Raw genomic sequence first — 22,597 nt, 5'->3', positions numbered from 1 at the left:
CAACGCTCAAGTAAACGTAGTCGTTTACTTGAAGTGCTGCAATCCCCTCATCGTCTCAAAGATTCAGTCATTAACTTGTTACGTTAAGTTTACGACAAATGATTCGTTTCGTAAAGCATTAAGGTTTGAACGTCATTGTCGCATCGACTGCTTTTTTTCCATCCGTTATAAAGGTCATCCCGCTCGTTACCGTCCATATTCGGCTTGAACGAACGATCCATATTCCAATTTTTGGCGATTTCATCTTTGCTATCCCATACCCCAACGGCAAGCCCTGCAAGGTACGCCGCTCCGAGTGCCGTTGTCTCAGTGACAGAAGGGATTTCAACAGGTGCATCGAGTAGATCACTTTGGAACTGCATTAAGAAGTTATTGGCAACAGCGCCGCCGTCTGCACGCAATTGCTTAAGCTCAATTCCTGAATCACTTTCCATTGCAGTCATTACGTCTTTCGTCTGGTAAGCAAGAGACTCTAACGTTGCTCGTGCAATGTGTGAACGTTCTGTTCCGCGAGTAAGTCCGAACATCGCCCCACGTGCTTCGCTATCCCAATACGGTGTACCAAGTCCAACGAAAGCAGGTACGAGGTATACACCGTCAGAAGAAGTGATGCGTGTTGCGAGCTCTTCGCTTTGCGGCGAATCCTCAATGATTTGTAACCCGTCACGTAACCATTGAATGGCTGACCCGGCAACGAAGATACTACCTTCTAATGCGTATTCAACTTTGCCATCAATGCCCCAAGCAAGTGTTGTAAGAAGACCGTTTTTCGACTCGACCGCTTTCTCGCCGGTATTCATGAGAATAAAGCAACCTGTACCGTACGTGTTTTTCACCATGCCTTCTTCAAAACAACCTTGACCGAAGAGGGCAGCGTGTTGGTCACCAGCAACGCCAGCGATTGGCACATTCTCACCGAAGAAGTGGTAATCAATCGTTTCCGCATACACTTCAGAAGACGAGCGAACTTCTGGTAGCATTTGCTTTGGTACGTCAAGGTGTTCAAGTAATTCATCGTCCCATTTGAGATCGTGAATGTTGTACATGAGTGTACGAGCAGCATTTGTATAATCGGTTACGTGTGCTTTGCCACCGCTCAACTTCCAAATGAGCCACGTATCAATTGTTCCGAACAATAAGTCTCCGTTTTCGGCTTTTTCACGGGCGCCATCGACGTTGTCTAAAATCCATTTCACTTTAGTTCCTGAGAAGTATGGGTCGAGAAGAAGACCTGTTTTCTTGCGGAACTTCTCATTCAATCCTTCTTCACGAAGCTCACGGCAAATGTCTGCTGTTTGCTTGATTGCCACACAAGCGCGTGGTAAACAGGCTTTCCTGTATTTTTGTCCCAAACGACTGTCGTCTCACGTTGGTTCGTAATTCCAATCCCTGCAATATCAGCTGGTGTAACATCTGATTCTGAAAAGACTTCAGCAATGACCGCAAGAACTGATGTCCAGATTTCATTGGCATTGTGTTCTACCCAACCTGGCTTAGGAAAGTGTTGTTTGAACTCCCGCTGTGCGGTTTGTAACATTTCCCCTTTGTCATTAAATAGAATGGCTCTAGAACTTGTTGTACCTTGGTCAATAGCGAGAATATGCTTTTTCGTCATCTTCGTTTCCTCCCTTAATCAATAATTAGAACATGAGTGTATAAAGGATTGCACCAACAATACCACCAGCAATTGGACCTAGAATTGGAACCCATGCATACGCCCAATCGGATGGACCTTTCTTATCAATTGGTAAAATAGCATGTGCAATTCTTGGACCAAGGTCACGAGCAGGGTTGATTGCATAACCTGTCGGACCACCGAGTGAAAGACCGATCGCGATAATTAATAAACCGACGACAAGCGGATTTAAACCTTCACTAAAGGTATTTGCCCCAATTGCCAGTAAACCAAACACAAGAACTGCAGTACCAATAAATTCAGCAATGAAATTCGACGGTGTATGACGTATCGCTGGTGCTGTCGCAAACACACCAAGCTTCGTCGCTGGGTCTGGTGTTACCTTCCAATGTGGATAGTAATGGAAGAACACAACGACTGCACCGGCAATCGCACCGAGAATTTGCCCGATGATATATCCTGGGACTTGATTCCAAGGAAATTCACCGATTGCCGCAAACCCAAGCGTTACAGCCGGATTTAGGTGGGCATCACTAATTGTTCCAGATACATAGACACCAAGAGCAACGGCGAAACCCCAACCAATGGAAATGGCAATCCAACCTGCCCCTTCCGCTTTAGATCCTTTCAAACTGACCGCAGCCACAACACCGGCACCGAAGATAATTAAAATCATCGTGCCAACAAACTCCGCAACGTATTCTAACATTGCAAAAACCCCCTTAATGAGTTGTTTTTTAGCTTATCGGTATAAAAAAAGAGCAGCTTTTTTTTCACAGGTCGCATAGGACTCCGTCAAAAAAGCTGCTCTCATAAGCTCATCAGCTGATTGGTTAACTTAAGGTAAGTATATAACGATATCTAGTAATTGTAAACGGATTCATAGTATTCAATTAGTAAAATAATCATCATTTCAATAGATTAGTATGCAATCGCTTACAAGAACATGCCTAAAAAAAAGACCGAGCTCAAAAAGAACTTGGTCAAAAGTCATCAAGAAAACTCTTAAAAGTCGCTTGTTTATAAAAAAAAGTGAACGTTTCCGAGAGGATCTTAGGTTATTATTCAATCCATTCAACGATCTCTTGTTGAGATTGTCTAACCTTTGGGTATTTAGGTTCGCTCGCCCGATAACCAAATGCAACCATCACGGATACGTCGTAAGGGTCATCTTGTTTAAGAATTCCTTTTTGTTGCAGGTAAGATGTGACTTTTTCATAATGAAAGCCTTCAATTGGGCAAGAATCAATGCCAATACCGGCTGCTGCACTCATCATGTTGCCAAGGGCAATGTACGTCTGTTTCGAGGCCCAATCAAAGAGAGTGCGATCACCATCTAAGATGTTGATATTCACATCTTGAAATGTGCGATACGCAGGGATAATATGTTGTTCGAACGTTTCTTCTGGCATGTCCTTGACGTTGGTCATCATATGCTTTGCATACGCTGAATCATAACGCGCATCATTCTAGCGAGAATGATCACAAAATGACTAGCTGTTTCAAGTTGCTTCACCGCACCAGAAGAATACGTTGAGAGCTCTTTTCGAATCGCTTCATTTTGAATGACGACAAACTTCCACGGTTCAAGTCCAATTGAACTGGGAGAAAGTCTAGCAATCTCTAATAGGAAAGAAAAGTCTTCCTCAGAAATCTTTTGATCTGGATCAAACGCTTTCGTCGCGTGACGAAAATGTGCTGCATCGAGTAAAAGTTGTTTACGTTCCATCGTTTGTACACCTCTCTTGCTGTTTACTATAGCGAAGAGCGTGGATGGTTTCAAAGAAAGAAGCTGTTAGTTGGACTTTTCTCTTTCGAGTTGCTCAATGAGCTGTTTAGCTTCAGTAAGCGTTTGATCATCAATCGCTTTTCTTGGGAAGCGAACGTGGGCAGATTCAATAATATTCCGCATCTTGAAAATTTCTTTTCGAATGGTCACACCGCCCATGCCGAGTTGGGCTTCGAAACGGATGAGAGGTAAATAATGAAAAAAACAGTCGTTGTGCTTTTTCTTTTTCTCCCGACGTGTACGTTTGATAGATCTCTTTGAGCACATCAGGATAAGCAAAACCGGTCATCGTACCGTTTGCACCGCGTTCTAACTCTTCATAGAAATAAACACCACCGAGTCCACCTAAAATAGTCAGTGAATCGGATTCATTTAGAATTTGAGTAATTTTAATCGGAGAAGGAGCTTCTTCGAGTTTTATATATTCAACGTTGGAAACGTCTCGTTCGAGTTGTGCGAGAAGTTTGGCTGACATCGTTACGTTTGTCGTAACAGGCTCATCTTGAACGACAATCGGAATTGATATCGCATCACCGATCATCTGGTAATGGTGAATGATTGCTTGTTCATTACGGAGGTTTAAAGGAGGCGCAACCATAATGGCACTTGCACCTAATTGTTCTGCCGTTTTCGCGTAATGAATCGCAACGTCGGTACCTGGCGCGGTACAACCAACAATGATTGGCACTCGTCCTTGCACCGTAGTTACGGTCTCTTTGATCACTTGCATGCGTTCAGCTTCTGTCAGTTTGTTCGATTCACCCATAATACCTAGAATCGTCAACCCATCGACGCCATTGTCCAGATAGAAGTTTGTTAGGTTACGAAGGCTAGGTAAGTCCACTTGTCCATCCTCAGTAAATGGTGTAATCGTAATGGTGCAAATCCCGTGCAGTTTCTCCATTGTAGACACTCCTTTTTGTAGATGAATCGAATCAACGATCTTCGTTTACAGTTTAAATCAAATAATTTTAAATCGTCAAACAAACGTAGACGGAGTGCGTTAGCGCTCGTCTACGTTTACTAAAGAACTTACTTATTAGAAAGGTATTGATTTAATGCGTTCGCTTGAGCGATCGCAAACGAATCGTCTTTCATTGTCTCAGGCTTTCCGGCATCTCCGATGATGTAATAAGAAAGTGGCTGAAAGTTTAAGAACGTCAATGCGTGACCGAACTGTTGGAGAAGTGGCAATGCTTTCAAGCGTGGATGGTCACCACCGACGATCAGCACGATCGGTTCAATCTGTGCAAGCTTATCTTTTAGTTCATCGCCATACTCTGGATCACGTACGGCTTGGCTAAAACGATCGAACATCGTTTTCATGAGTCCGCTCATGCCGTACCAATAAAGTGGCGTTGCAAAGACAACGATGTCGTGAGTGAGGAAGACCTCAACGATTTTGTCATAATCGTCATGAACGCGATCAAATCCACCAGCGTCATGGCGCTGATCGATGATTTGGTGAATGGTTAAGTCTTTTAAATAGATATTTGTCGTTTCGATCCCTTTTGTGACTTCACTAGCAAGGTATGACGTGTTGCTAATTTCACGACTGCTACCATGAATGACTGCTAATTTCATGAGTTGTCCTCCTTCGTAACATAACCTTTTCCTGAAATGTACCCGACAATTGTGAGCATGATGGCGAGTAGTAATAAGACAATTAATGGAGATTGCCATTGTCCTGCAATGTCGTAGAGCATGCCAAAGGCAATTGGTCCAAACGCTGCAAGCAAGTACCCGACCGATTGAGCAAGTCCAGATAACGTCGAGGCTTCGTTTCCTGAATGGGTACGAAGTGCAAAGAGCATCATCGCTAACCCAAAGCCACTCCCACAAGCAATTCCCATGATGACGGCTGCAAGTGGCAACCAAAGCTCTAGGTAGAACAATGAGATCGCCAAAAGAAAAGTAATTCCAACGAAAGCACCTAACCATCGTTGGTCCTTTAATTTGCCAGCAAGCACTGGAATGATAAATGTCATTGGCACGATGCTGTCTGCATTAGTGCAAGCATCACGCCGGCTGAGGCAGGTGAGTAACCACTTTCTTGAAGCATCTGTGGCAACCACGTCATTGTTGTGTAGTATTGAAGCGACTGAATCCCCATAAACATCGTCACGCACCAAGTGAGGGGAGAACGAAGCATTCCGTTACTTCTAAATGAAGACGGCTGTCTTGCAACGCTGTGGCTAGACTTGCTTTGCCACATATAGAGTCCCCACATTGCTGCAGCAAGCACTGCCAACAAACCGAATACCCCAAGTGCTCCATTCCAATTAAGTGAGCGTGAAGCGAGCGGTTCCGCAATACCTGAAGCAACCGCAGCGGCAAGATTCATCGTAATGGCATAAATGCCTGTCATAAGACCGATGGAATGTGGGAAGTGTTGCTTAATTATTCCAGGTAATAAAACATTACCAATCGCAATTCCAATACCAATGAATGCTGTTCCACTTATTAAAAACGTGAAGCTCGGAGCGATTCGAAGGAATGTACCGATTGCGATCATACTTAACGCAGCAAGCACGACTCGCTCCATCCAAAGCGAACGGCAAGGCGTGGTGCGAACGGGGATAATAAAGCAAATAACAACAAGGGAATGGTCGTCACACTGCCGAGCATCGCATTGGACAACAATAGCTGATCTTGGATGGTTGGCAATAACGGCCCAATGGCGATCATCGGCGCTCGCAAATTCGCTGCAATTAGTAAAATTCCGATGATAAAAACAATGCGAATGTGAGTGTCACTCGTGTGGTCATTCAAAGATTCATAACTTCTCACAGAAAAACGCCCCTGTCTCGTAATTGCTTGCCTCTCCTCTATACGATAAGCTAAAACAAACGATCTGAAAAACGAATAATAATGATTGAAGCAATCGGATAATCCGATGGAAGGGAATCTTCGAGATGGAAATGAAGCAATTACTTACGTTTAAAGAAGCGGCAGAGAGCTTGAATTTTACGAAGACAGCGAAGAAACTAAACTTTGCCCAATCGAGTGTGACCGCACACATTCGTGCAATTGAAGAGCATGTAGGAATGCCCTTATTCGAACGACTAGGTAAGCGACTGATCCTTACTGAGGAAGGCAAACGATACAAGCACTTCGCCGAGCAAATGCTCGATTTGGACAAAGCGTCACGAACAGCGTTACAAGGAGAAGAAGAAAGCTCAGGCACACTCGTGGTTGGAGCGCAAGAAAGTCAATGCACATACCGACTGACGCCTATTCTAAAAACGTTCAAAGCGAAGTATCCGAACGTCGAACTCATTTTCCGCCCGGCACACTCTGAAGATATGGCGCGTGAACAACTGTTAGATGGCACATTAGACGTTGCGTTTATTATGGACACCGCGAAGCCGTGCAAATCGCTCATTGTTGAGCGATTAGTAGAGAAGGGCATTGCGCTCATCGCGTCCCCAGAACACTCATTGCATCAAAAAAAAGAAAATCAATGCAGAAGATTTAATAGATGAGACCCTACTCCTCACAGAAGCAGGTTGTTCTTACCGAAACATTTTGGAGCATTCTTTTTTTGCATCGAACATTGCACCTGCAAACAAGATTGAATTTGTTAGCATTGAAGCGATTAAGCAATGCGTGATCGCTAACTTAGGTGTCGCCTTACTTCCAACAATGGCGGTGGAAAATGATTTACAAGAAGGTCGAGTCATTCAGCTAGACGCTCATTTTTTTACGACACCTGTCTATACACACATCGCTTGGCACGAAGACAAACACTTATCAAAACCGTTGCAAGCGTTTATCGACGACACAAGAAAAGCGTTCCAAGCACTTGTTCATTAGCATGTGAAAAACCGATCACGTTATGCATCGTGATCGGTCGCTTCATTTGGTAGTTCAGTGGTTACGTAAGTGCGTGCGATCAAGTCATGAATCGCCCTGCGGTCCGTTCTTGAGGCAATCATAATAGCAGATACGATCACACCAATTCCAAAAGTAAAAACATAAATAATCATACCAACCGCTTGACGCATAAACATCGTACCGAAGGTTACATCATTACCGTCCATCCGAACGATCCGAATGCCAAGCATTCGTTTCCCAATCGTATAACCGACCCAAAGTACAGGTAACACAATTTGATAACTAAGTTGTAGGATAATTTCAATCACTTCAAATGTAAGCCCCGGTTCCAAAAGATCTAACCCGAACAAAAGCATCGTGGGAATAAATATGAGTGAAAACAGTATGCCATCCAAAAATAAAGCGAAGAAACGTTTCCAAAAACCAACCGCATGAGCTTCCATAAAATCCCTCCTGTATAGTTATTATTTAACACTAAATTCAGAAAAGTAAACCTTGATTTTAAGAAGTTTAGGTTGGGCGAGATGTTGAGGTGTAGCAAGCGCGGTGCGCGCTGTAGCAAGAGCGAGGCGAGGTGTAGCAAGCGCGAGGCGCGCTGTAGCAAGAGCGGTGCGTGGTGTAGCAAGAGCAAGGCGAGGTGTAGCAAGAGCATTGCGTAGTGTAGCAAGCGCGAGTCACCCAAGCCGAGCCCGGCTCTCCCCATGTACAAAAAGCAAACCGAGCATACCCAAACCCCAACGTCCTCACGCCGGACAATACGCCAATAAAAAAGGGCGGAGAATTCTCCGCCCTTTCAACCAACATTACGCTTGGTCCGTATGCATTTTTTTAATCCAGCTGAGTACGTTGTTCACGACAACGTCAAGGTACTTGACTGTTCCTTCATCTGTGAGCACACCGTTCTCATCGAGCTTCGTGTGGACTGCACCGATGTAGACTTCGTTGCCTGGTAGTACAGGTGATGAAAGTCCTGGGGCGAAGAGGATGTCGCGCAAGTGAGCTTGGGCTTTCACCGAGCCGAGGTTACCCATGGATGCGCCGATGATCCATGATGGTTTGCCGATCATGACTTGTTCAACACGTGATAACCAGTCGAGTGCGTTTTTGTGTGCCGTTGAGATCGTTGCGTTGTGTTCTGGTGTTACCCAAAGCACAGCGTCAGCTGCTTTTACTTTTGAGCGAAGCGTTGTAACGGCTTCATTTGGTTCGTTTTCTGTATCTTGGTTGTAAAGTGGTAATGAACCAATATCGAGAATTTCGAGGTTCATTTCTTCTGTATAGCGTTGTTGCATAAATTTAGTAATTTGCATGTTGTAAGAATCTTTACGTGTGCTTCCTACGATTGCGACGATGTTCATAGTTGTAATCCTCCAATGATGATTGTAATCCAAATTGGAATTATACGCTCATCGTCGACAAAAATCCAATGAAATATCTCGATTGGAAGATACTTTCACTTAAATACAGACCTGAATACATGGTTAACGGCTGTACAGAAGGGGAATTGTGTCGTAGAGATCTACGCCTTCAATAATGAAAGCGACAAGTCCTTCTTCGGTTCCGATCACGTGGTATTCTCCTTCTGGGAAAAATGCAGCTTGTCCGGGGACGAGTGAAGTTTGTTCGCTGTCTTCTACTTGAACCCAGCCGTTTCCTCGAACGATGATAACGAGTTGATCGACAGATGCCTCGCGATATGGAATGGTTTGTTCTTCTTCAAGAAAAATAGAAACCATGCGAATGTGACCGGCATTTCTAATAATTGGTGTTAGCAAAAACGTGGAGTCTTCAATTGTCGTTTCTTTGCCTACTGATGCATCGATGGATATGATTTGCATAGCTTTGACCCCTCTCTGTCAGTGAAAAGTACGTAAGAATGATATATGTAAATAGTTCGACATACTCCTCCAAGATCCTGCAAAATTTTCCAGTTCAAGAAACGGGAACATTAGGAAGAACTTTTTTTTCGTCATTTAGTTAAGAATATCGAGTAGTTCTGCTATAATTGAAGGTCGAGAAATGTCTTTATAACTATACAAATTTACGATAGATCGGTTACTCGCGTTTTAAGAAAATCAATTCTTTTACAACGATCCATTTAGGGCGGAGTAGCGAAGCTCGAAGCGGAGGCTCTCGAATGATTCAACAAGAGATGAAAACATGGAAGCACGTATTTAAGGTAGACCCAGCGCGTTCGTTTACAGAAGAATGGCTTGCAGATATTTGTGAGTCGGGAACTGACGCTATTATTGTAGGGGGAAGTGACGGGATTACCATTGACAATGTGACGGAATGTTTGGCGGCGATTCGTCGATATTCTGTTCCTTGTGTATTGGAAGTGACGGAATTAGAGGCGCTCACACCAGGATTTGATGCGTATTTTATTCCAGTTGTCCTGAACTCTCACAATCCAGCGTTTATTAGTGGTTTGCATCAACAAGCATTAAAAGCTCACGGTCAATTGCTTGATATGGCTGATGTCATTGGCGAAGGGTACTGCATTTTAAATCGTGACTCAAGCGCTGCCGTCCGGACGAATTCGGACACCGCCCTTGATATTGATGATGTCGAAGCGTATGCACGTTTTTCGGATCAAGTTTTACGTATGCCCGTATTTTACTTGGAGTACAGCGGGAAGTACGGCGATCCTAAAGTCGTAAAAAAGGTGAGTGAAACACTAGAAAGCGCTCAACTTTTCTACGGTGGTGGCATTAAAACAGCTGATGATGCAAAAGAAATGGCAAAGTATGCAGATACGGTCGTTGTAGGGAATGCCATTTATGAAGACAAAAAAAGCTGCACTAGCAACGGTGCAAGCAGTTAAAGAAGTTAAAGTGTAACGAAAACGTGAGGTGTCGAACATGCAAAAAAAAGATGGTTGAGCAACTGTTATCAGGATTAAATACTGAGCAAGCAGAGGCCGTCAAAACGACGGAAGGACCTCTTTTAATTATGGCGGGTGCAGGTAGTGGGAAGACGCGAGTGCTCACGCACCGCATCGCATATTTAATCCGTGAAAAAGGCGTTGCACCGTGGAACATCTTGGCGATTACGTTTACGAATAAAGCGGCGCGTGAGATGCAATCACGAGTGGGAGACCTCGTCAGTGGTGTTGCTGATAGCATTTGGATGTCAACGTTCCACTCCCTCTGTGTGCGAATTTTACGCAAGGATATTGATCGGATCGGATTTAACCGCAATTTCTCCATTTTAGATAGCACGGATCAACAATCTGTCATTAAGCAGATTTTGAAAGATCGCAACCTTGATAGCAAAAAGTTCCCGCCACGTACACTACTTGGGATGATTAGTGGTGCAAAAAAACGAGCTTATTACGAGTAAGCAATATCGTAAAAAAAGCAAGCGGACCACTAGAAGAAGTGGCAGCAGATGTGTATGAAGAGTACAGCAAGCGACTTCGCATCAATCACTCGCTTGATTTTGATGACTTGATCATGATGACGATTCGTCTGTTTGAACAAGTGCCAGAAGTGTTGCAGCATTACCAACGCAAGTTCCAATACATTCATGTGGACGAGTATCAAGATACGAACCGTGCGCAATATATGCTCGTCAATTTACTTGCGGATCGTTACCGTAACCTTTGTGTTGTCGGGGATTCTGACCAGTCGATTTACAAATGGCGTGGCGCAGATATCGGTAACATCTTGTCGTTTGAAGAAGATTATAAAGATGCCAAGGTCATCCTTCTCGAGCAAAACTATCGATCCTCGAAAACGATTCTTTCAGCCGCAAACGAAGTGATCAGAAACAACTCTGGCCGTCGTCCGAAGAAACTTTGGACTGAAAATGACGATGGCATGAAGTTGCAACTTCATGAAGCGATGGACGAGCGTGAAGAAGCGTTTTTATTGTCGACAAAATTAAAGAATCCATGCGTGAAAAAGGTCGGTCTTATCAAGATTTCGCGATTCTTTATCGTACGAACGCACAGTCCCGTGTGATTGAGGAAATGTTCGTGAAATCAAACGTAAATTATCAGATGATCGGCGGAACGAAATTCTACGACCGAAAAGAAATTAAAGACGTTCTTGCGTATTTACGTGTAATTGCCAATCCAGATGACGATATTAGTTTAATAAGAATCATTAATGTACCAAAACGAGGCATCGGTGCGACGACGGTTGATAAAGTGGCGAACTATGCGGTCAGCCAAGAAATGAGTATGCACCAGGCTTTAATGGAAGCTGAGCACATCGGTTTATCAAAAGCCGTGACTACAAAGCTTCAAAACTTCGCGAAACTATTAGACGGTTGGATGAAACAACAAGACTATTTGTCGGTCGTTGAACTCGTTGAAGAAGTTCTTGAGAAGTCAGAGTATCGTCAATCACTTAAAACCGAGAACACACTTGAATCTCAAAGTCGTTTAGAGAATATTGATGAGTTCGTAACGGTCGCACAAGAGTTTGAAAAAGCAAGTGACGACAAATCACTGATTTCTTTTCTAACAGACCTTGCCCTCGTTGCTGATATTGATCGACTGGACGACCCAGAAGTGAATGAAAAGGGACTTGTCACGATGATGACCTTGCATGCTGCAAAGGGTCTAGAGTTTCCAGTCGTCTTCCTTATTGGAATGGAAGAAGGGATTTTCCCGCATAGCCGCTCCCTCTTTGAAATTGAAGAGATGGAAGAAGAGCGCCGACTTGCCTATGTTGGCATCACCCGTGCCGAAGAAGAACTCTATTTATCACGGGCACAAACGAGAACGCTCTACGGGAAGACGAATATGAACCCGAGTTCTCGGTTTATCGTCGAAGTACCGACGGAACTGTTTGAGCAACAAGCGGTGTCAGAAAAGCCGAAGAGCCAAACTGTACGTACCCGTGCAGGACGTGGCACAGGCGGCGCCCGTCGGGTTACGACAAATACCGGCGGTGGATCAGAAGAATGGCGTGTAGGCGATAAAGCCGAGCACAAAAAATGGGGAACCGGTACGATCGTTTCGGTAAAAGGCGAAGGTGAGAACCAAGAGCTAGACATTGCCTTCCCAAATGAAGGGATCAAACGCCTCGTTGCGAAGTTCGCACCGATCACTAAAGTGTAGAAAGGGAGACGTACATGGCTTCCATTCAAGAAACCATTGAAGCACTTCGAGACAAGCTTCATCATTACAACTATCAATATCATGTGTTAGACAATCCAGTGATCCCGGATGCGGATTATGATGCGATGCTACATGAGCTCATTGAATTAGAAGAAAACCATCCAGAATATCAATCCGACGACTCTCCAACCGTACGAATCGGTGGAGAGCCGTTGTCGAATTTCGTGAAAGTTCAACACGAAACACCAATGCTAAGTCTTGGTAATGCTTTTCATGACCAAGACTTACGAGATTGGGATCAGCGTGTGAAAAACGGCACCGGTCGTGAAGACGTGTCGTATGTCTGTGAGTTAAAAATTGACGGTCTTGCCGTTTCACTTACGTATGAGAACGGGCGCTTCGTTCGTGGTGCGACTCGTGGAGACGGGACGACGGGTGAAGACATTACTGTGAATCTAAAAACCGTCGGTTCAATTCCGCTTCGCCTCCCAGAAGACGCGAACCTTGAAGTTCGTGGCGAAGTATTCATGCCACACGGCTCGTTTCAGAAGTTAAATGCGGCGAAAGAAGAAAATGGCGAAGCGTTGTTTGCAAACCCGCGAAATGCAGCTGCCGGGTCGCTTCGACAATTAGACCCGAAAATTGCAGCACGCCGTAACTTAGATATTTTTCTTTATAGCATAGCGAACGATCGTGGGAAGGGGTTAGAATCCCACCACGAGGCACTTGAATACATGAAGTCGCTCAACCTTAAGGTGAACAAAGAGACGAAGAAATGTGCGTCGATTGAAGACGTGATTGCTTATGTGAATCACTGGGCGGAAGAACGAAAGAATTTGAACTATGAAACGGACGGCATTGTGATTAAAGTCGACAGTCTTCCCCTTCAACAAGAGCTTGGGTTTACTGCGAAAAGTCCCCGTTGGGCGATTGCGTACAAATTCCCGGCTGAAGAGAAAATGACGACACTCATCGGAATTGAACTTTCAATCGGGCGAACGGGCGCTGTGACACCGACGGCTCATTTGGAGCCTGTAACGGTGCTGGGACGACAGTACGCCGTGCGTCACTTCACAATGAAGACTTGATCCGTGAAAAAGACATTAAAATCGGTGATAAAGTCGTCATCAAAAAAGCTGGCGACATTATTCCAGAAGTTGTCCGTGTGTTAGAAGAAGAGCGAGACGGAAGCGAGCAGGATTTCTCCATGCCAACGCATTGTCCGGAGTGTGAGAGTGAGCTTGTTCACCTTGAAGAGGAAGTGGCTCTTCGTTGTATTAATCCAACATGTCCAGCTCAAGTACGAGAAGGTCTCATTCACTTTGTGTCACGTACAGCGATGAACATTGATGGCCTTGGAGAAAAGGTCGTTACACAATTGTTTTCTCATGAGCTCATTCAAGATGTGGGTGACTTGTACTACTTAACGTATGAGCAGCTAATTGAGCTTGAGCGGATGGGTGAGAAGTCCGTTAACAACTTGTTGCAAGCCATCCAAATGTCGAAGGAGAATTCTCTCGAACGACTTTTGTTTGGACTTGGGATTCGCTTTATTGGTGCGAAAGCCGCGGATACACTGGCGAAGCATTATAAGACGATGGACGACTTGAAAGTCGCTTCATCAGAACAGTTAGCGGCGGTTCCTGAAATTGGCACGAAAATGGCGGATGCGGTTGCTCAATATTTTGAACAGCCAGAAGCGGAACAACTGCTTGATAAGTTGAAACAAGCGGGCGTGAATATGAATTACCTCGGTGTAACGACAGAGACGGTTGGAAGTCTTTTTGAAGGACAGACTGTCGTGCTCACAGGAAAGTTAGAGCGTTGGACACGAGATGAATTGAAAGAAATTGTTGAAACGAATGGCGGTAAAGTGACGTCTAGTGTTAGTAAGAAGACAGATTTGGTGATTGCAGGGGCTGAAGCTGGTTCAAAGCTTGCAAAAGCTGAAAGTCTTGGAATTACTGTTTGGGACGAGCAACAAACTGCAGACTTTGTGAACGACTAAAAAAAGCAAGCCGGAGAGGAGCTGCTAAGTATGAGAAACGCGCTCATCATCCCAAGTCTTATGATGATGCTCATTCTTTTAGCAGGCTGTATGTCTTTTCTTGAACCTGAAGAAGAGGCAGATGTAGAGGCAGAAGAGCAAGGAGCAACAGCACAAGTGAGTGCTGAAATTCCGAGCCTTTCCAATTATTATCGAACCGTATTCCAAGATGGGACGTACGTTCCTGGACATGCACGCGGTTTTGGATCGGCGATGGTGTACAACCGTCATGATCTCGAGCGATTGGAAGTTGGATTAAGTGAAATTGCATCCAATGAATTTTCACCAGAAGATTATTACATCCAAGAAGGACGTTTTATTACCCGTAACGATTTAAATTCTTGGTTAAGTCGTCAAGACAACACGGAAGATGATGAGGGGAATCCTGAGAACCCGAACGGTTTAAATCCACAACTCGGTGAAGGTGAGACGCTCATTGAACGTGAAGCAAATGCTCCCCGAGTGTTGTCGCACATTACTGAACACAACTTCATGAGACAGACGAGTGAAGGGGATTTAGCAGTAGGTGGTGTCGCAATTGCTGTGTCGTTAAATACGACGTACACCTACCGAGTGACCGATGATGAAGGGTTGCAACACGGACCGTTTAATACGGAGATTTCTGAAGAGCAGTTAGATACAGCTCGTGATGAGATCTCTAATGAAATCGTGTCGAGACTTCGAACAATTCACAGCGGTGGAGAGGACAACGTTAACTTAGACGACGTGCCAATCGTTGTGGCGGTTTATCATGAAACGACGAGAGAATCAACGACGCCTGGAGAGTTCGTCTCTTATGCTGTTGCTGAACCAGGTAGTGATCTAGGTGGATGGACGGAACTTGATGAGACACATCACTTCTTCCCATCAAGTTCCGCTTCCAACAATGCGCCTGCTGATGCCGATCGTTTTAATGAGTTCCATATGCAGCTTAATAGTTACTTTAGTGATCATATTGGCGCTACTGCGCTCGGTTACTATCAGAATGGTGAGTTGCAAGAGTTGACGATTACAGTGCCGATCCGATTCCAAAGCAAGATGGAAACGATCGCGATTACACAACAAGTTGCAGAGCTCGTAGAAGACCGATTCCCAACGAACGTTGATATTGTCGCTAAGGTTGAGAGCAACGATCAACAAGAAGCACTCATACAACGAGCGGCAGGAACCGAAGAAGTAGATGTGTACATTTATGATTAATCCGAAAAGCCTGCGGTGCTAATTGCCCGCAGGCATCGGTTTTTGCTATACTTTAAGAATGTTTGGTTGTCAGTTATTATGGGGGTGAAACCGTGTCAAAAATTACAAAAGAACAAGTAGAGCATGTTGCAGACCTTGCTAGACTTTCATTTACAGAAGCAGAAATCGAAGATTTTACGAATCAAATGAGTAAAGTCATTGATTACGCTGAAGTTCTAAATGAACTCGATACAGAAAACGTTGAGCCAACAACACACGTCATGGACGTACGAAACGTGTTGCGTGAAGACAACGTTAAGCCATCATTACAACGAGAAGAAGCGCTTAAAAACGCCCCGAAACAAAAAGATGGGCAGTTTGAAGTTCCTTCGGTTCTCGATTAAGGGAGTGAATTGCGGATGAGTTTTTACGATGAAACTTTGTCTTCATTACATACGAAGATTAAGAACAAAGAAGTGACGATCACTGAATTGACGGAGCAGTCATTCAAACGAATCAAAGAAACAGATGATAAGATCCACGCGTTTTTAACGCTTGATGAAGAACGCGCACTTGCAAAAGCTCGCGAGCTTGATGAGCAAGAAGCGGACAACTTGTTCTTCGGAATTCCAGCAGGAATTAAAGATAACATCGTGACAAAAGGACTTCGTACGACGTGTGGTAGCCAGTTGCTTGACAACTTCGAACCTGTTCACGATGCAACCGTTATGAACCGTTTAAATGAGAAGAATGTCGTGACGGTCGGAAAGTTAAACATGGATGAGTTCGCGATGGTTCATCAAATGAGAACTCAAGTTATGCTACAGCACGTAACCCGTGGAACACTGACCACGTACCAGGTGGTTCTAGTGGTGGATCGGCTGCAGCCGTTGCAGCTGGACAAGTTCCATTTACACTCGGATCGGATACGGGTGGTTCAATTCGTCAGCCGGCATCATTTTGTGGTGTTGTAGGATTGAAGCCAACGTATGGTCGTGTATCTCGTTTTGGTCTCGTTGCGTTTGCATCGTCACTCGATCAAATTGGTCCAATCACACGTACGGTTGAAGACAACGCCTATGTTCTTCAACAAATTGCAGGTCACGACCAACTCGACTCGACGTCAGCAAATATGGAAGTTGCAGATTACACGTCTGCGTTGAACCAAGACATTGCTGGACTGCGCATTGCAGTGCCGAAAGAATACCTCGGTGAAGGTGTGGATGAAGGCGTTAAAGCACGTATTCAAGAAGCGCTAGCAAAGCTTGAAGAGCTTGGTGCAACGTGGGAAGAAGTTTCTCTTCCAAACTCTAAATACGCTGTAGCTGCGTATTATTTGCTCGCTTCTTCTGAGGCTTCAGCGAACCTTGCTCGTTTTGACGGCGTTCGTTACGGAGTACGTAAAGAAGGCGAAGATCTTCTTGATCTTTATAAGAAGAGCCGTAGTGAAGGTTTTGGCGACGAAGTGAAGCGTCGTATTATGCTCGGAACGTTTGCGCTTAGCTCAGGCTATTACGATGCGTATTACAAAAAAAGCACAAAAAGTACGTACGCTCATTCGTGAAGACTTCGAACATGTGCTAAACAGCTTTGACGTTATTTTGGGACCAACTGTGCCAACGACTGCGTTCAAAGTGGGCGAGAATAGTAACGATCCATTAACGATGTACCTAAAAGACATCTTAACGATCCCTGTGAACTTAGCAGGTAACCCTGCCATTTCCGTGCCATGTGGGTTCTCTGACGGATTGCCTGTCGGACTGCAACTCATCGCAAAGCCGTTTGAAGAGCGCACACTATACAAAGTGGCACACGCTTACGAGCGCGCGACTGAACATACAAAAGTCAAGCCGGAACTATAAGGGGGGACACGAAGATGAAATTTGAGACAATTATCGGACTTGAAGTACACTCAGAATTAAAAACAAACTCAAAAATCTTTTGCGGATGTTCAACAGCCTTTGGTGCACCGCCAAACACACACACGTGTCCGATTTGCCTCGGTCACCCAGGTGTGTTGCCGGTTCTAAACCAACGTGCCGTTGATTACGCAATTAAAGCTGCCGTAGCACTTAACTGTGAGATTGCAGAAGAAACGAAGTTTGACCGTAAAAACTACTTTTACCCAGACAACCCGAAAGCCTACCAAATTTCACAGTTTGATAAGCCAGTAGGTGAAAATGGCTGGATTGAAATTGAAGTGGACGGCTACAAGAAGAGAATCGGGATTACCCGTATTCACTTAGAAGAAGACGCAGGGAAGCTCACGCACGACGACTACGACGATGCATCACTCGTAGACTTCAACCGTGTTGGAACACCGCTCATCGAGATCGTATCTGAGCCGGACATTCGCACGCCAAACGAAGCGTACGCGTACCTTGAGAAATTAAAAGCCATTCTGCAGTACACAGAAGTGTCGGACTGTAAGATGGAAGAAGGTTCATTGCGTTGTGACGCGAACATCTCACTTCGTCCTGCAGGACAAGAAGAGTTCGGAACGAAAGCGGAGCTTAAGAACTTAAACTCATTCACCAACGTCCAAAAAGGACTTGCGTTTGAAGAAAAGCGCCAAGCTGAAGTGCTACTTTCTGGTGGAGAAATTCTACAAGAAACACGCCGCTGGAACGAAGACAAGAAAGAAACGATTCTCATGCGTATTAAAGAAGGATCGGATGATTATCGTTACTTCCCAGAGCCTGACCTCGTGAACTTGTACATTGATCACGAATGGATCGATCGCATTCGCGGTGGAATTCCAGAGCTTCCGGATGCACGTAAGCAACGCTACATCAACGACTGGAACATTCCAGCGTATGATGCTGGTGTCTTAACGCAAACGAAAGCAATGGCAGATTTCTTCGAAGAAAGCGTGGAAGTTGGTGCCGATGCAAAACAAGCGGCCAACTGGCTTATGGGTGAAGTAAACGCCTATCTGAACTCAGAAGGCATTGAGATTGAAGAAATCAAGATGACACCAAAAGGCCTCGCAGGCATGATTAAGCTCATCGAAGATGGCACAATCTCAGGTAAAATCGCCAAAAAAAGTCTTCAACGAAATGATGAAGAACGGCGGAGAGGCGAAACAAATCGTCGAAGACAAAGGACTCGTCCAAATCTCCGACGAAGGTCAACTAAAAGCAATCGTCGACAACATCTTAGACAATAACCAACAGTCAATCGACGACTTCAAAAACGGCAAAGACAAAGCCTTCGGCTTCCTCGTCGGTCAAGCGATGAAAGAAACCAAAGGAAAAGCCAACCCGCAAGTCATCAACAAACTAATCAAAGAAGGCTTAGAATCACGCTAAGCTTAAAATCCCCCTACTCATTGAGCAGGGGGATTTTTGTGCGTTGGAGCATAGTTGAGCTACAACTTTCCTTAACCGAAGCTTAGTTATATACTGTTTTGCTGCTCTTTCAAGAAAAGATGTCGATAATAAGCTCCATTTTCAATTAGCGATTCGTGTGAGCCATCTTCTACAATTTGACCGTCGTGCATCACGAGAATTCGATCTGCATGACGGACCGTATGCAAGCGGTGAGCGACAGTGACCGTCGTGCGACCTTGCTTCAATTGTTGCAACCCTTTTTGGATTTGTAATTCTGTTCGACTGTCCACGTTGCTCGTTGCTTCATCCAAGATTAGGATTCGAGGGTCACTCAGCATAACTCGAGCGATGGATAACAATTGTTTCTCGCCCTCAGACAACCCAGATGCCTGCTCATCAAGGTGCGTATCATATCCATTCGGAAGTTTGCGAATAAAGGCATCTGCCCGTGCCTTTATTGCTGCAGTGATCACTTCATCCTCTGTTGCCAACGGCAATCCAAAGGTGATATTTTCTCGAATGGTTCCGCTAAACAGCCACGTATCTTGCATTACAATACTAGTCATTCTTCGAAGGACCTCATCATCAATTGACGTTATATCCAAACCGTCAATAGACACCGAACCTTCATTGGCTTCGTAGAACCGTAAGAGTAAAAGAGCTAGTGTCGTCTTTCCAGCTCCAGATGAACCAACAATAGCAACATCTTCACCGGCTTTTAGCTTTACGTTAATATCTTTTAAGATTGGTTTGTTTGCATCATATTGAAACGACACACGCTCAAACGAGATCTCCCCACGACCTTCTGGAACTTTGGAGCCGTAGTCGCTTGTGGGCATGGAAATATCAAGTACTTGAAACAACCGTTCTGCAGATGCAATAGTAGCTTGAATCGTATTCGTAATGTTGGCCACCCGGTTAATGGGTTGGGTGAATATACGAATATACATAATTAACGCTTGCACATCACCGATGGCAATGGTTCGTTGGACGACGAAGATGCCTCCAATAATGGCAACAACAACATAGATGACATTGTTCAAAAGGTTGAGCAACGGCACGATTAACCCTGAAAGGAATTGAGAACGCCAATTTGCTTCAAATAGAGAGGCGTTGTAGGGGGTGAACTTAGATTTCATGTCCTCGCCCTGGTGATAGGATTGAATTAATGGGTGGTTCGTATAGCTTTCTTCAATATAGCCATTCAAAGCGCCTAGCGCTTGTTGTTGCTGTCGAAATTGTACTTGTGAATACTTAATAATTCGCTTCGTAATAAGAATGCTTAACGGTAAAGTGATGCACACGATTAGCGTGAGCAGAGGGCTAATAATCAGCATCATGACGACAACACCAATCATCGTCATCAAAGACGTAATCGTCTGTGTTAGTGTTTGTTGCAACGTGCTACTAATCTTATCAATATCGTTAACGCCTCGACTCATCAGGTCACCCGTACTCACGCGATCAAAGAATGCAATCGGTAGTTTCATGAGTTGATGATGCAATTCATGCCGGAGTGTATAGGTGACATGTTGTGCAACACCGACCATCAAGTACTCTTGGATATAAGAGAGATAAACACTAAACAGGTAGAGTGCAGCTAGCCCTAACAATAGTTGACTGATCCGATAAAAATCAATGCCTCCATTGTTCATCATACCTTCAAACAGTGTTGTGATTACTAGTCCGAGAACGAATGGACCTAGGATAAGAAACAACGTGCTCAGCACGGATGTCATTGCGACCGTCAATAGTCGGAAACGATAAGGCAATAGATAGCTGAGAAGTCGTTTCAACGTACCCCATTGAATTTTGGAATCTTGGTTTTTCATGAGGTACCCTCCTCCAATTGCGTAGTGGCCAGTTCGTGATAGATCGCACTCGTTCGTAATAATTCGTGATGGGTCCCTTCCCCAGTAATTTCTCCTTCATCAAGAACGAGGATGTGGTCCGCTCGTTTGGCAATCCCGACGTCTTGCGTTGCGATTACTACAGTGGATTCGTTTAACTCGTGTAATAGCTCATCTAGGATCTGTCTCTTCGTTCCGGCATCGATCGCAGAAAAGCTTTCATCAAATAGATACATGTCTGCCTCTCTTATGAGACCACGGGCAATCGCAATTCGTTGCCGTTGCCCACCGGACAAGTTCTTTCCATTTTGGGTTAACGTCGTATTTATTCCTTCGGGTAGTTCTTTAATAAAAGATTCGCTTTGGGCGATGGATAACGCTCGATCGATTTGTTGCATTGAAACATCTTCTGAACCAAAGCGAAGGTTATTTTCAATCGTCCCTGAGAAAAGTTGCGTGTTTTGAGGGGAAAAAGTCACGGCGTTACGCAACGCTTCTTGATTTACATTTCGTAGATCAATACCACCCATCACGATGTTCCCTGCACTAACATCTAACAGTCTTGGAATCAGTTGCAGCAAGGTGGACTTTCCTGAGCCTGTTCCTCCGACAATCACAGTGAGTTTACGATCAGGTATCGTACAGGTCACGTTCTTGAGGACGGACTTTTCTGCGCTAGGATATTGGAAAGAGACATTTGCAAAGCGAAGGCTGGATTGTTGTTCAGGCGTTAATGAATAGGTTGGGCTCTTGATGGTCGGTTCAGCATTCAGCACTTCTAGGATGCGTTTTGCTGATACAGATGCACGTGGAAAACTTACAAATAATACCGACGTCAGCATGATGGAGAACAGAATGTACATGGCGTACTGAATAAAGGCCATTAAGTCTCCCACTTGGAGCTCCCCGGTATTCAGTTGGAGCGAGCCAAACCATAAAAGAGCAACAATCGAGAAGTTCAAGATGAACATCATGATTGGTGTTAGATAGATCATGAGCTGATGGACATGGATCGCTGAATTCCTATAAGACTCGTTTGCTTCTGAAAAACGCTCTCGTTCTCGGTCGACTTGATTGAAAGAACGAATGTCACGAATACCGGTAATGCCTTCACGAAGTGTCAGGTTCAATTGGTCGACTCTTTTTTGTAAGGAGGCAAACAACGTACCTCCTTTTTTTTGCGAACCAGATGACGATCAGAATAATGATCGGTAATGGCGCGATAAGAATGAATGAAAGCGTTAGGTTTTTAGTAACCGAAAGGATAAATGCGCCAATGAACATCATCGGTGCGAGCAACATCGTTTTTAACAGAAGCGACAAGATTGTCTGCACTTGTTGAACATCATTGGTCGTGCGGGTTAATAATGTTGAATGACCGAATTGGCGGTATTCTTGAAGAGAAAAACCTTGGACACTGGCATATAATCTTTCCCTTATTGTTAAAGCGACTGAAGATGTTAATTTCGCAGTCTGATAGCCTGAACATACGGTTACCGCCACGGTCACTACCGTGATTAGTAGCATCCAAAGACCAACTTGAACAATATAAGACACATCGGCATTTGCAATGCTACATCGACAAGCTCAGCGAGAAGGGTCGGCAATGTGAGTTGAAGAAGCGCTTGTAAAAACACCAAAAAAGCAATCAGCACCAGCTTGGATCGATAAGGTTTTAGATAGATTTTCATTAAGTCCAGCATCGGGTTTCACCACTTCAATTTAATGTAAAAAAACCGCCGAGAGCGAACTCCCGGCAGTTTCGTTGAATCATTTAAAGGAGATTAAGATCAATATCCGTGTTTAACGAATCGTTCGCACTCTCATTAAGCACATCATTAAGAATCTGTGTAACA

General features: G+C 44.5%; 17 protein-coding genes and 8 pseudogenes. 11 read left to right on the top strand and 14 right to left on the bottom strand.

What is annotated here, in order from left to right:
• Positions 1-118: 118 nt before the first annotated feature.
• The 8 genes and pseudogenes from glpK to JCM19055_RS22910 all read right to left on the bottom strand — a co-directional run bounded on the left by glpK (position 119) and on the right by JCM19055_RS22910 (position 6,215).
• Positions 119-1,615 (bottom strand): annotated as a pseudogene (gene glpK, locus JCM19055_RS05550) (glycerol kinase GlpK).
• Between the two features lie 25 nt (positions 1,616-1,640).
• Positions 1,641-2,345, bottom strand: coding sequence for an MIP/aquaporin family protein (locus tag JCM19055_RS05545; protein WP_042358914.1), 705 nt, complete (start codon positions 2,343-2,345; stop codon positions 1,641-1,643).
• A gap of 352 nt (positions 2,346-2,697) precedes the next feature.
• Positions 2,698-3,365 (bottom strand): annotated as a pseudogene (locus JCM19055_RS05540) (NAD(P)H-dependent oxidoreductase).
• Positions 3,366-3,531: 166 nt separating this feature from the next.
• Positions 3,532-4,329, bottom strand: coding sequence for a dihydrodipicolinate synthase family protein (locus JCM19055_RS05535; protein WP_052365978.1), 798 nt, complete (start codon positions 4,327-4,329; stop codon positions 3,532-3,534).
• 128 nt (positions 4,330-4,457) lie between these two features.
• Positions 4,458-5,009 (bottom strand): flavodoxin family protein, encoded by a 552-nt coding sequence (locus JCM19055_RS05530; RefSeq protein WP_042358913.1) that lies wholly within the window; start codon positions 5,007-5,009, stop codon positions 4,458-4,460.
• Positions 5,006-5,419: a hypothetical protein gene (locus JCM19055_RS22920; RefSeq protein WP_052365977.1), complete on the bottom strand. Its 414-nt coding sequence runs from the start codon at positions 5,417-5,419 to the stop codon at positions 5,006-5,008. Before JCM19055_RS22920 ends, JCM19055_RS05530 begins: the two co-directional genes overlap by 4 nt.
• Positions 5,410-5,970 (bottom strand): MFS transporter, encoded by a 561-nt coding sequence (locus tag JCM19055_RS22915; RefSeq protein ID WP_081833471.1) that lies wholly within the window; start codon positions 5,968-5,970, stop codon positions 5,410-5,412. The genes JCM19055_RS22920 and JCM19055_RS22915 overlap by 10 nt, the downstream gene beginning before the upstream one ends.
• Positions 5,943-6,215: a hypothetical protein gene (locus tag JCM19055_RS22910; RefSeq protein ID WP_052365975.1), complete on the bottom strand. Its 273-nt coding sequence runs from the start codon at positions 6,213-6,215 to the stop codon at positions 5,943-5,945. Before JCM19055_RS22910 ends, JCM19055_RS22915 begins: the two co-directional genes overlap by 28 nt.
• 125 nt (positions 6,216-6,340) lie before the next feature.
• On the opposite strand from JCM19055_RS22910, the pseudogene JCM19055_RS05520 reads away from it, so the two are divergent.
• A pseudogene (locus JCM19055_RS05520) lies at positions 6,341-7,241 on the top strand (LysR family transcriptional regulator).
• A 20-nt stretch (positions 7,242-7,261) separates the two neighbouring features.
• Here the strand turns inward: JCM19055_RS05520 and JCM19055_RS05515 are convergent.
• The 3 genes from JCM19055_RS05515 to JCM19055_RS05505 all read right to left on the bottom strand — a co-directional run bounded on the left by JCM19055_RS05515 (position 7,262) and on the right by JCM19055_RS05505 (position 9,100).
• Positions 7,262-7,705: an RDD family protein gene (locus tag JCM19055_RS05515; protein WP_042358912.1), complete on the bottom strand. Its 444-nt coding sequence runs from the start codon at positions 7,703-7,705 to the stop codon at positions 7,262-7,264.
• Positions 7,706-8,065: 360 nt separating this feature from the next.
• Positions 8,066-8,620, bottom strand: a complete 555-nt coding sequence (locus JCM19055_RS05510; RefSeq protein ID WP_042358911.1) for an NADPH-dependent FMN reductase — start codon at positions 8,618-8,620, stop codon at positions 8,066-8,068.
• A 123-nt stretch (positions 8,621-8,743) separates the two neighbouring features.
• Positions 8,744-9,100 (bottom strand): cupin domain-containing protein, encoded by a 357-nt coding sequence (locus JCM19055_RS05505; protein ID WP_042358909.1) that lies wholly within the window; start codon positions 9,098-9,100, stop codon positions 8,744-8,746.
• 299 nt (positions 9,101-9,399) lie between these two features.
• Here JCM19055_RS05505 and JCM19055_RS05500 point away from each other — a divergent pair.
• From JCM19055_RS05500 to gatB, 10 genes and pseudogenes are all read left to right on the top strand, one after another.
• Positions 9,400-10,102 (top strand): annotated as a pseudogene (locus tag JCM19055_RS05500) (heptaprenylglyceryl phosphate synthase).
• 34 nt (positions 10,103-10,136) lie between these two features.
• A complete protein-coding gene (locus JCM19055_RS31350; protein ID WP_370543013.1) occupies positions 10,137-10,604 on the top strand; it encodes a UvrD-helicase domain-containing protein in 468 nt (155 codons plus the stop codon).
• A gap of 38 nt (positions 10,605-10,642) precedes the next feature.
• A pseudogene (locus JCM19055_RS31345) lies at positions 10,643-11,928 on the top strand (3'-5' exonuclease); the annotation flags it as partial.
• A complete protein-coding gene (locus JCM19055_RS31340; protein WP_370543022.1) occupies positions 11,914-12,333 on the top strand; it encodes a 3'-5' exonuclease in 420 nt (139 codons plus the stop codon). The pseudogene JCM19055_RS31345 and the gene JCM19055_RS31340, both read left to right, overlap by 15 nt.
• Before the next feature lie 14 nt (positions 12,334-12,347).
• Positions 12,348-14,341: pseudogene (gene ligA, locus JCM19055_RS05490) on the top strand (NAD-dependent DNA ligase LigA).
• Between the two features lie 30 nt (positions 14,342-14,371).
• Positions 14,372-15,580, top strand: coding sequence for a CamS family sex pheromone protein (locus JCM19055_RS05485; protein WP_042358908.1), 1,209 nt, complete (start codon positions 14,372-14,374; stop codon positions 15,578-15,580).
• Positions 15,581-15,672: 92 nt separating this feature from the next.
• The gene (gene gatC, locus JCM19055_RS05480; RefSeq protein WP_042358907.1) at positions 15,673-15,963 is read left to right on the top strand and encodes an Asp-tRNA(Asn)/Glu-tRNA(Gln) amidotransferase subunit GatC; all 291 of its coding nucleotides are present in this window, start codon (positions 15,673-15,675) and stop codon (positions 15,961-15,963) included.
• Between the two features lie 15 nt (positions 15,964-15,978).
• A pseudogene (gene gatA, locus JCM19055_RS05475) lies at positions 15,979-17,123 on the top strand (Asp-tRNA(Asn)/Glu-tRNA(Gln) amidotransferase subunit GatA).
• Entirely contained in the window at positions 17,077-17,421 is a 345-nt protein-coding gene (locus JCM19055_RS31335; RefSeq protein WP_370543012.1) for an amidase family protein, read from the top strand. Before gatA ends, JCM19055_RS31335 begins: the two are co-directional and overlap by 47 nt.
• 14 nt (positions 17,422-17,435) lie before the next feature.
• Positions 17,436-18,870, top strand: a pseudogene (gene gatB / locus JCM19055_RS05470) (Asp-tRNA(Asn)/Glu-tRNA(Gln) amidotransferase subunit GatB).
• An 86-nt stretch (positions 18,871-18,956) separates the two neighbouring features.
• Here gatB and JCM19055_RS05465 read toward each other — a convergent pair.
• Genes JCM19055_RS05465 through JCM19055_RS22905 form a run of 3 tightly spaced genes read right to left on the bottom strand, consistent with a single transcriptional unit; the run spans position 18,957 to position 22,298 of the window.
• Complete coding sequence (locus tag JCM19055_RS05465) at positions 18,957-20,723, bottom strand: ABC transporter ATP-binding protein (RefSeq protein WP_081833470.1); 1,767 nt, start codon at positions 20,721-20,723, stop codon at positions 18,957-18,959.
• Positions 20,720-21,904 carry an ABC transporter ATP-binding protein gene (locus JCM19055_RS05460; protein ID WP_081833469.1) on the bottom strand — a complete coding sequence of 395 codons (1,185 nt, stop codon included), beginning with the start codon at positions 21,902-21,904 and terminating at the stop codon, positions 20,720-20,722. The genes JCM19055_RS05465 and JCM19055_RS05460 overlap by 4 nt, the downstream gene beginning before the upstream one ends.
• Positions 21,852-22,298, bottom strand: coding sequence for an ABC transporter transmembrane domain-containing protein (locus JCM19055_RS22905; RefSeq protein ID WP_265181855.1), 447 nt, complete (start codon positions 22,296-22,298; stop codon positions 21,852-21,854). Before JCM19055_RS22905 ends, JCM19055_RS05460 begins: the two co-directional genes overlap by 53 nt.
• Positions 22,299-22,597 lie beyond the last annotated feature (299 nt).

The sequence above is a fragment of the Geomicrobium sp. JCM 19055 genome, from assembly GCF_000698185.1.
In the GTDB taxonomy this organism is placed as follows: Bacteria; Bacillota; Bacilli; order Bacillales; family Marinococcaceae; genus Geomicrobium_A; species Geomicrobium_A sediminis.
Note: the sequence above shows the minus strand (reverse complement) of the source record. Positions and strands in the feature narration are given on the sequence as shown.

Bases quoted from the DNA above. Each gene is read 5' to 3' on its own strand.
- JCM19055_RS05545 (WP_042358914.1), bottom strand. From the start codon at position 2,345: ATGTTAGAATACGTTGCGGAGTTTGTTGGCACGATGATTTTAATTATC.
- JCM19055_RS05535 (WP_052365978.1), bottom strand. From the start codon at position 4,329: ATGGAGAAACTGCACGGGATTTGCACCATTACGATTACACCATTTACT.
- JCM19055_RS05530 (WP_042358913.1), bottom strand. From the start codon at position 5,009: ATGAAATTAGCAGTCATTCATGGTAGCAGTCGTGAAATTAGCAACACG.
- JCM19055_RS22915 (WP_081833471.1), bottom strand. From the start codon at position 5,970: ATGGAGCGAGTCGTGCTTGCTGCGTTAAGTATGATCGCAATCGGTACA.
- JCM19055_RS05515 (WP_042358912.1), bottom strand. From the start codon at position 7,705: ATGGAAGCTCATGCGGTTGGTTTTTGGAAACGTTTCTTCGCTTTATTT.
- JCM19055_RS05510 (WP_042358911.1), bottom strand. From the start codon at position 8,620: ATGAACATCGTCGCAATCGTAGGAAGCACACGTAAAGATTCTTACAAC.
- JCM19055_RS05505 (WP_042358909.1), bottom strand. From the start codon at position 9,100: ATGCAAATCATATCCATCGATGCATCAGTAGGCAAAGAAACGACAATT.
- JCM19055_RS31350 (WP_370543013.1), top strand. From the start codon at position 10,137: ATGGTTGAGCAACTGTTATCAGGATTAAATACTGAGCAAGCAGAGGCC.
- JCM19055_RS31340 (WP_370543022.1), top strand. From the start codon at position 11,914: ATGGAAGAAGAGCGCCGACTTGCCTATGTTGGCATCACCCGTGCCGAA.
- JCM19055_RS05485 (WP_042358908.1), top strand. From the start codon at position 14,372: ATGAGAAACGCGCTCATCATCCCAAGTCTTATGATGATGCTCATTCTT.
- JCM19055_RS31335 (WP_370543012.1), top strand. From the start codon at position 17,077: ATGCGTATTACAAAAAAAGCACAAAAAGTACGTACGCTCATTCGTGAA.
- JCM19055_RS05465 (WP_081833470.1), bottom strand. From the start codon at position 20,723: ATGAAAAACCAAGATTCCAAAATTCAATGGGGTACGTTGAAACGACTT.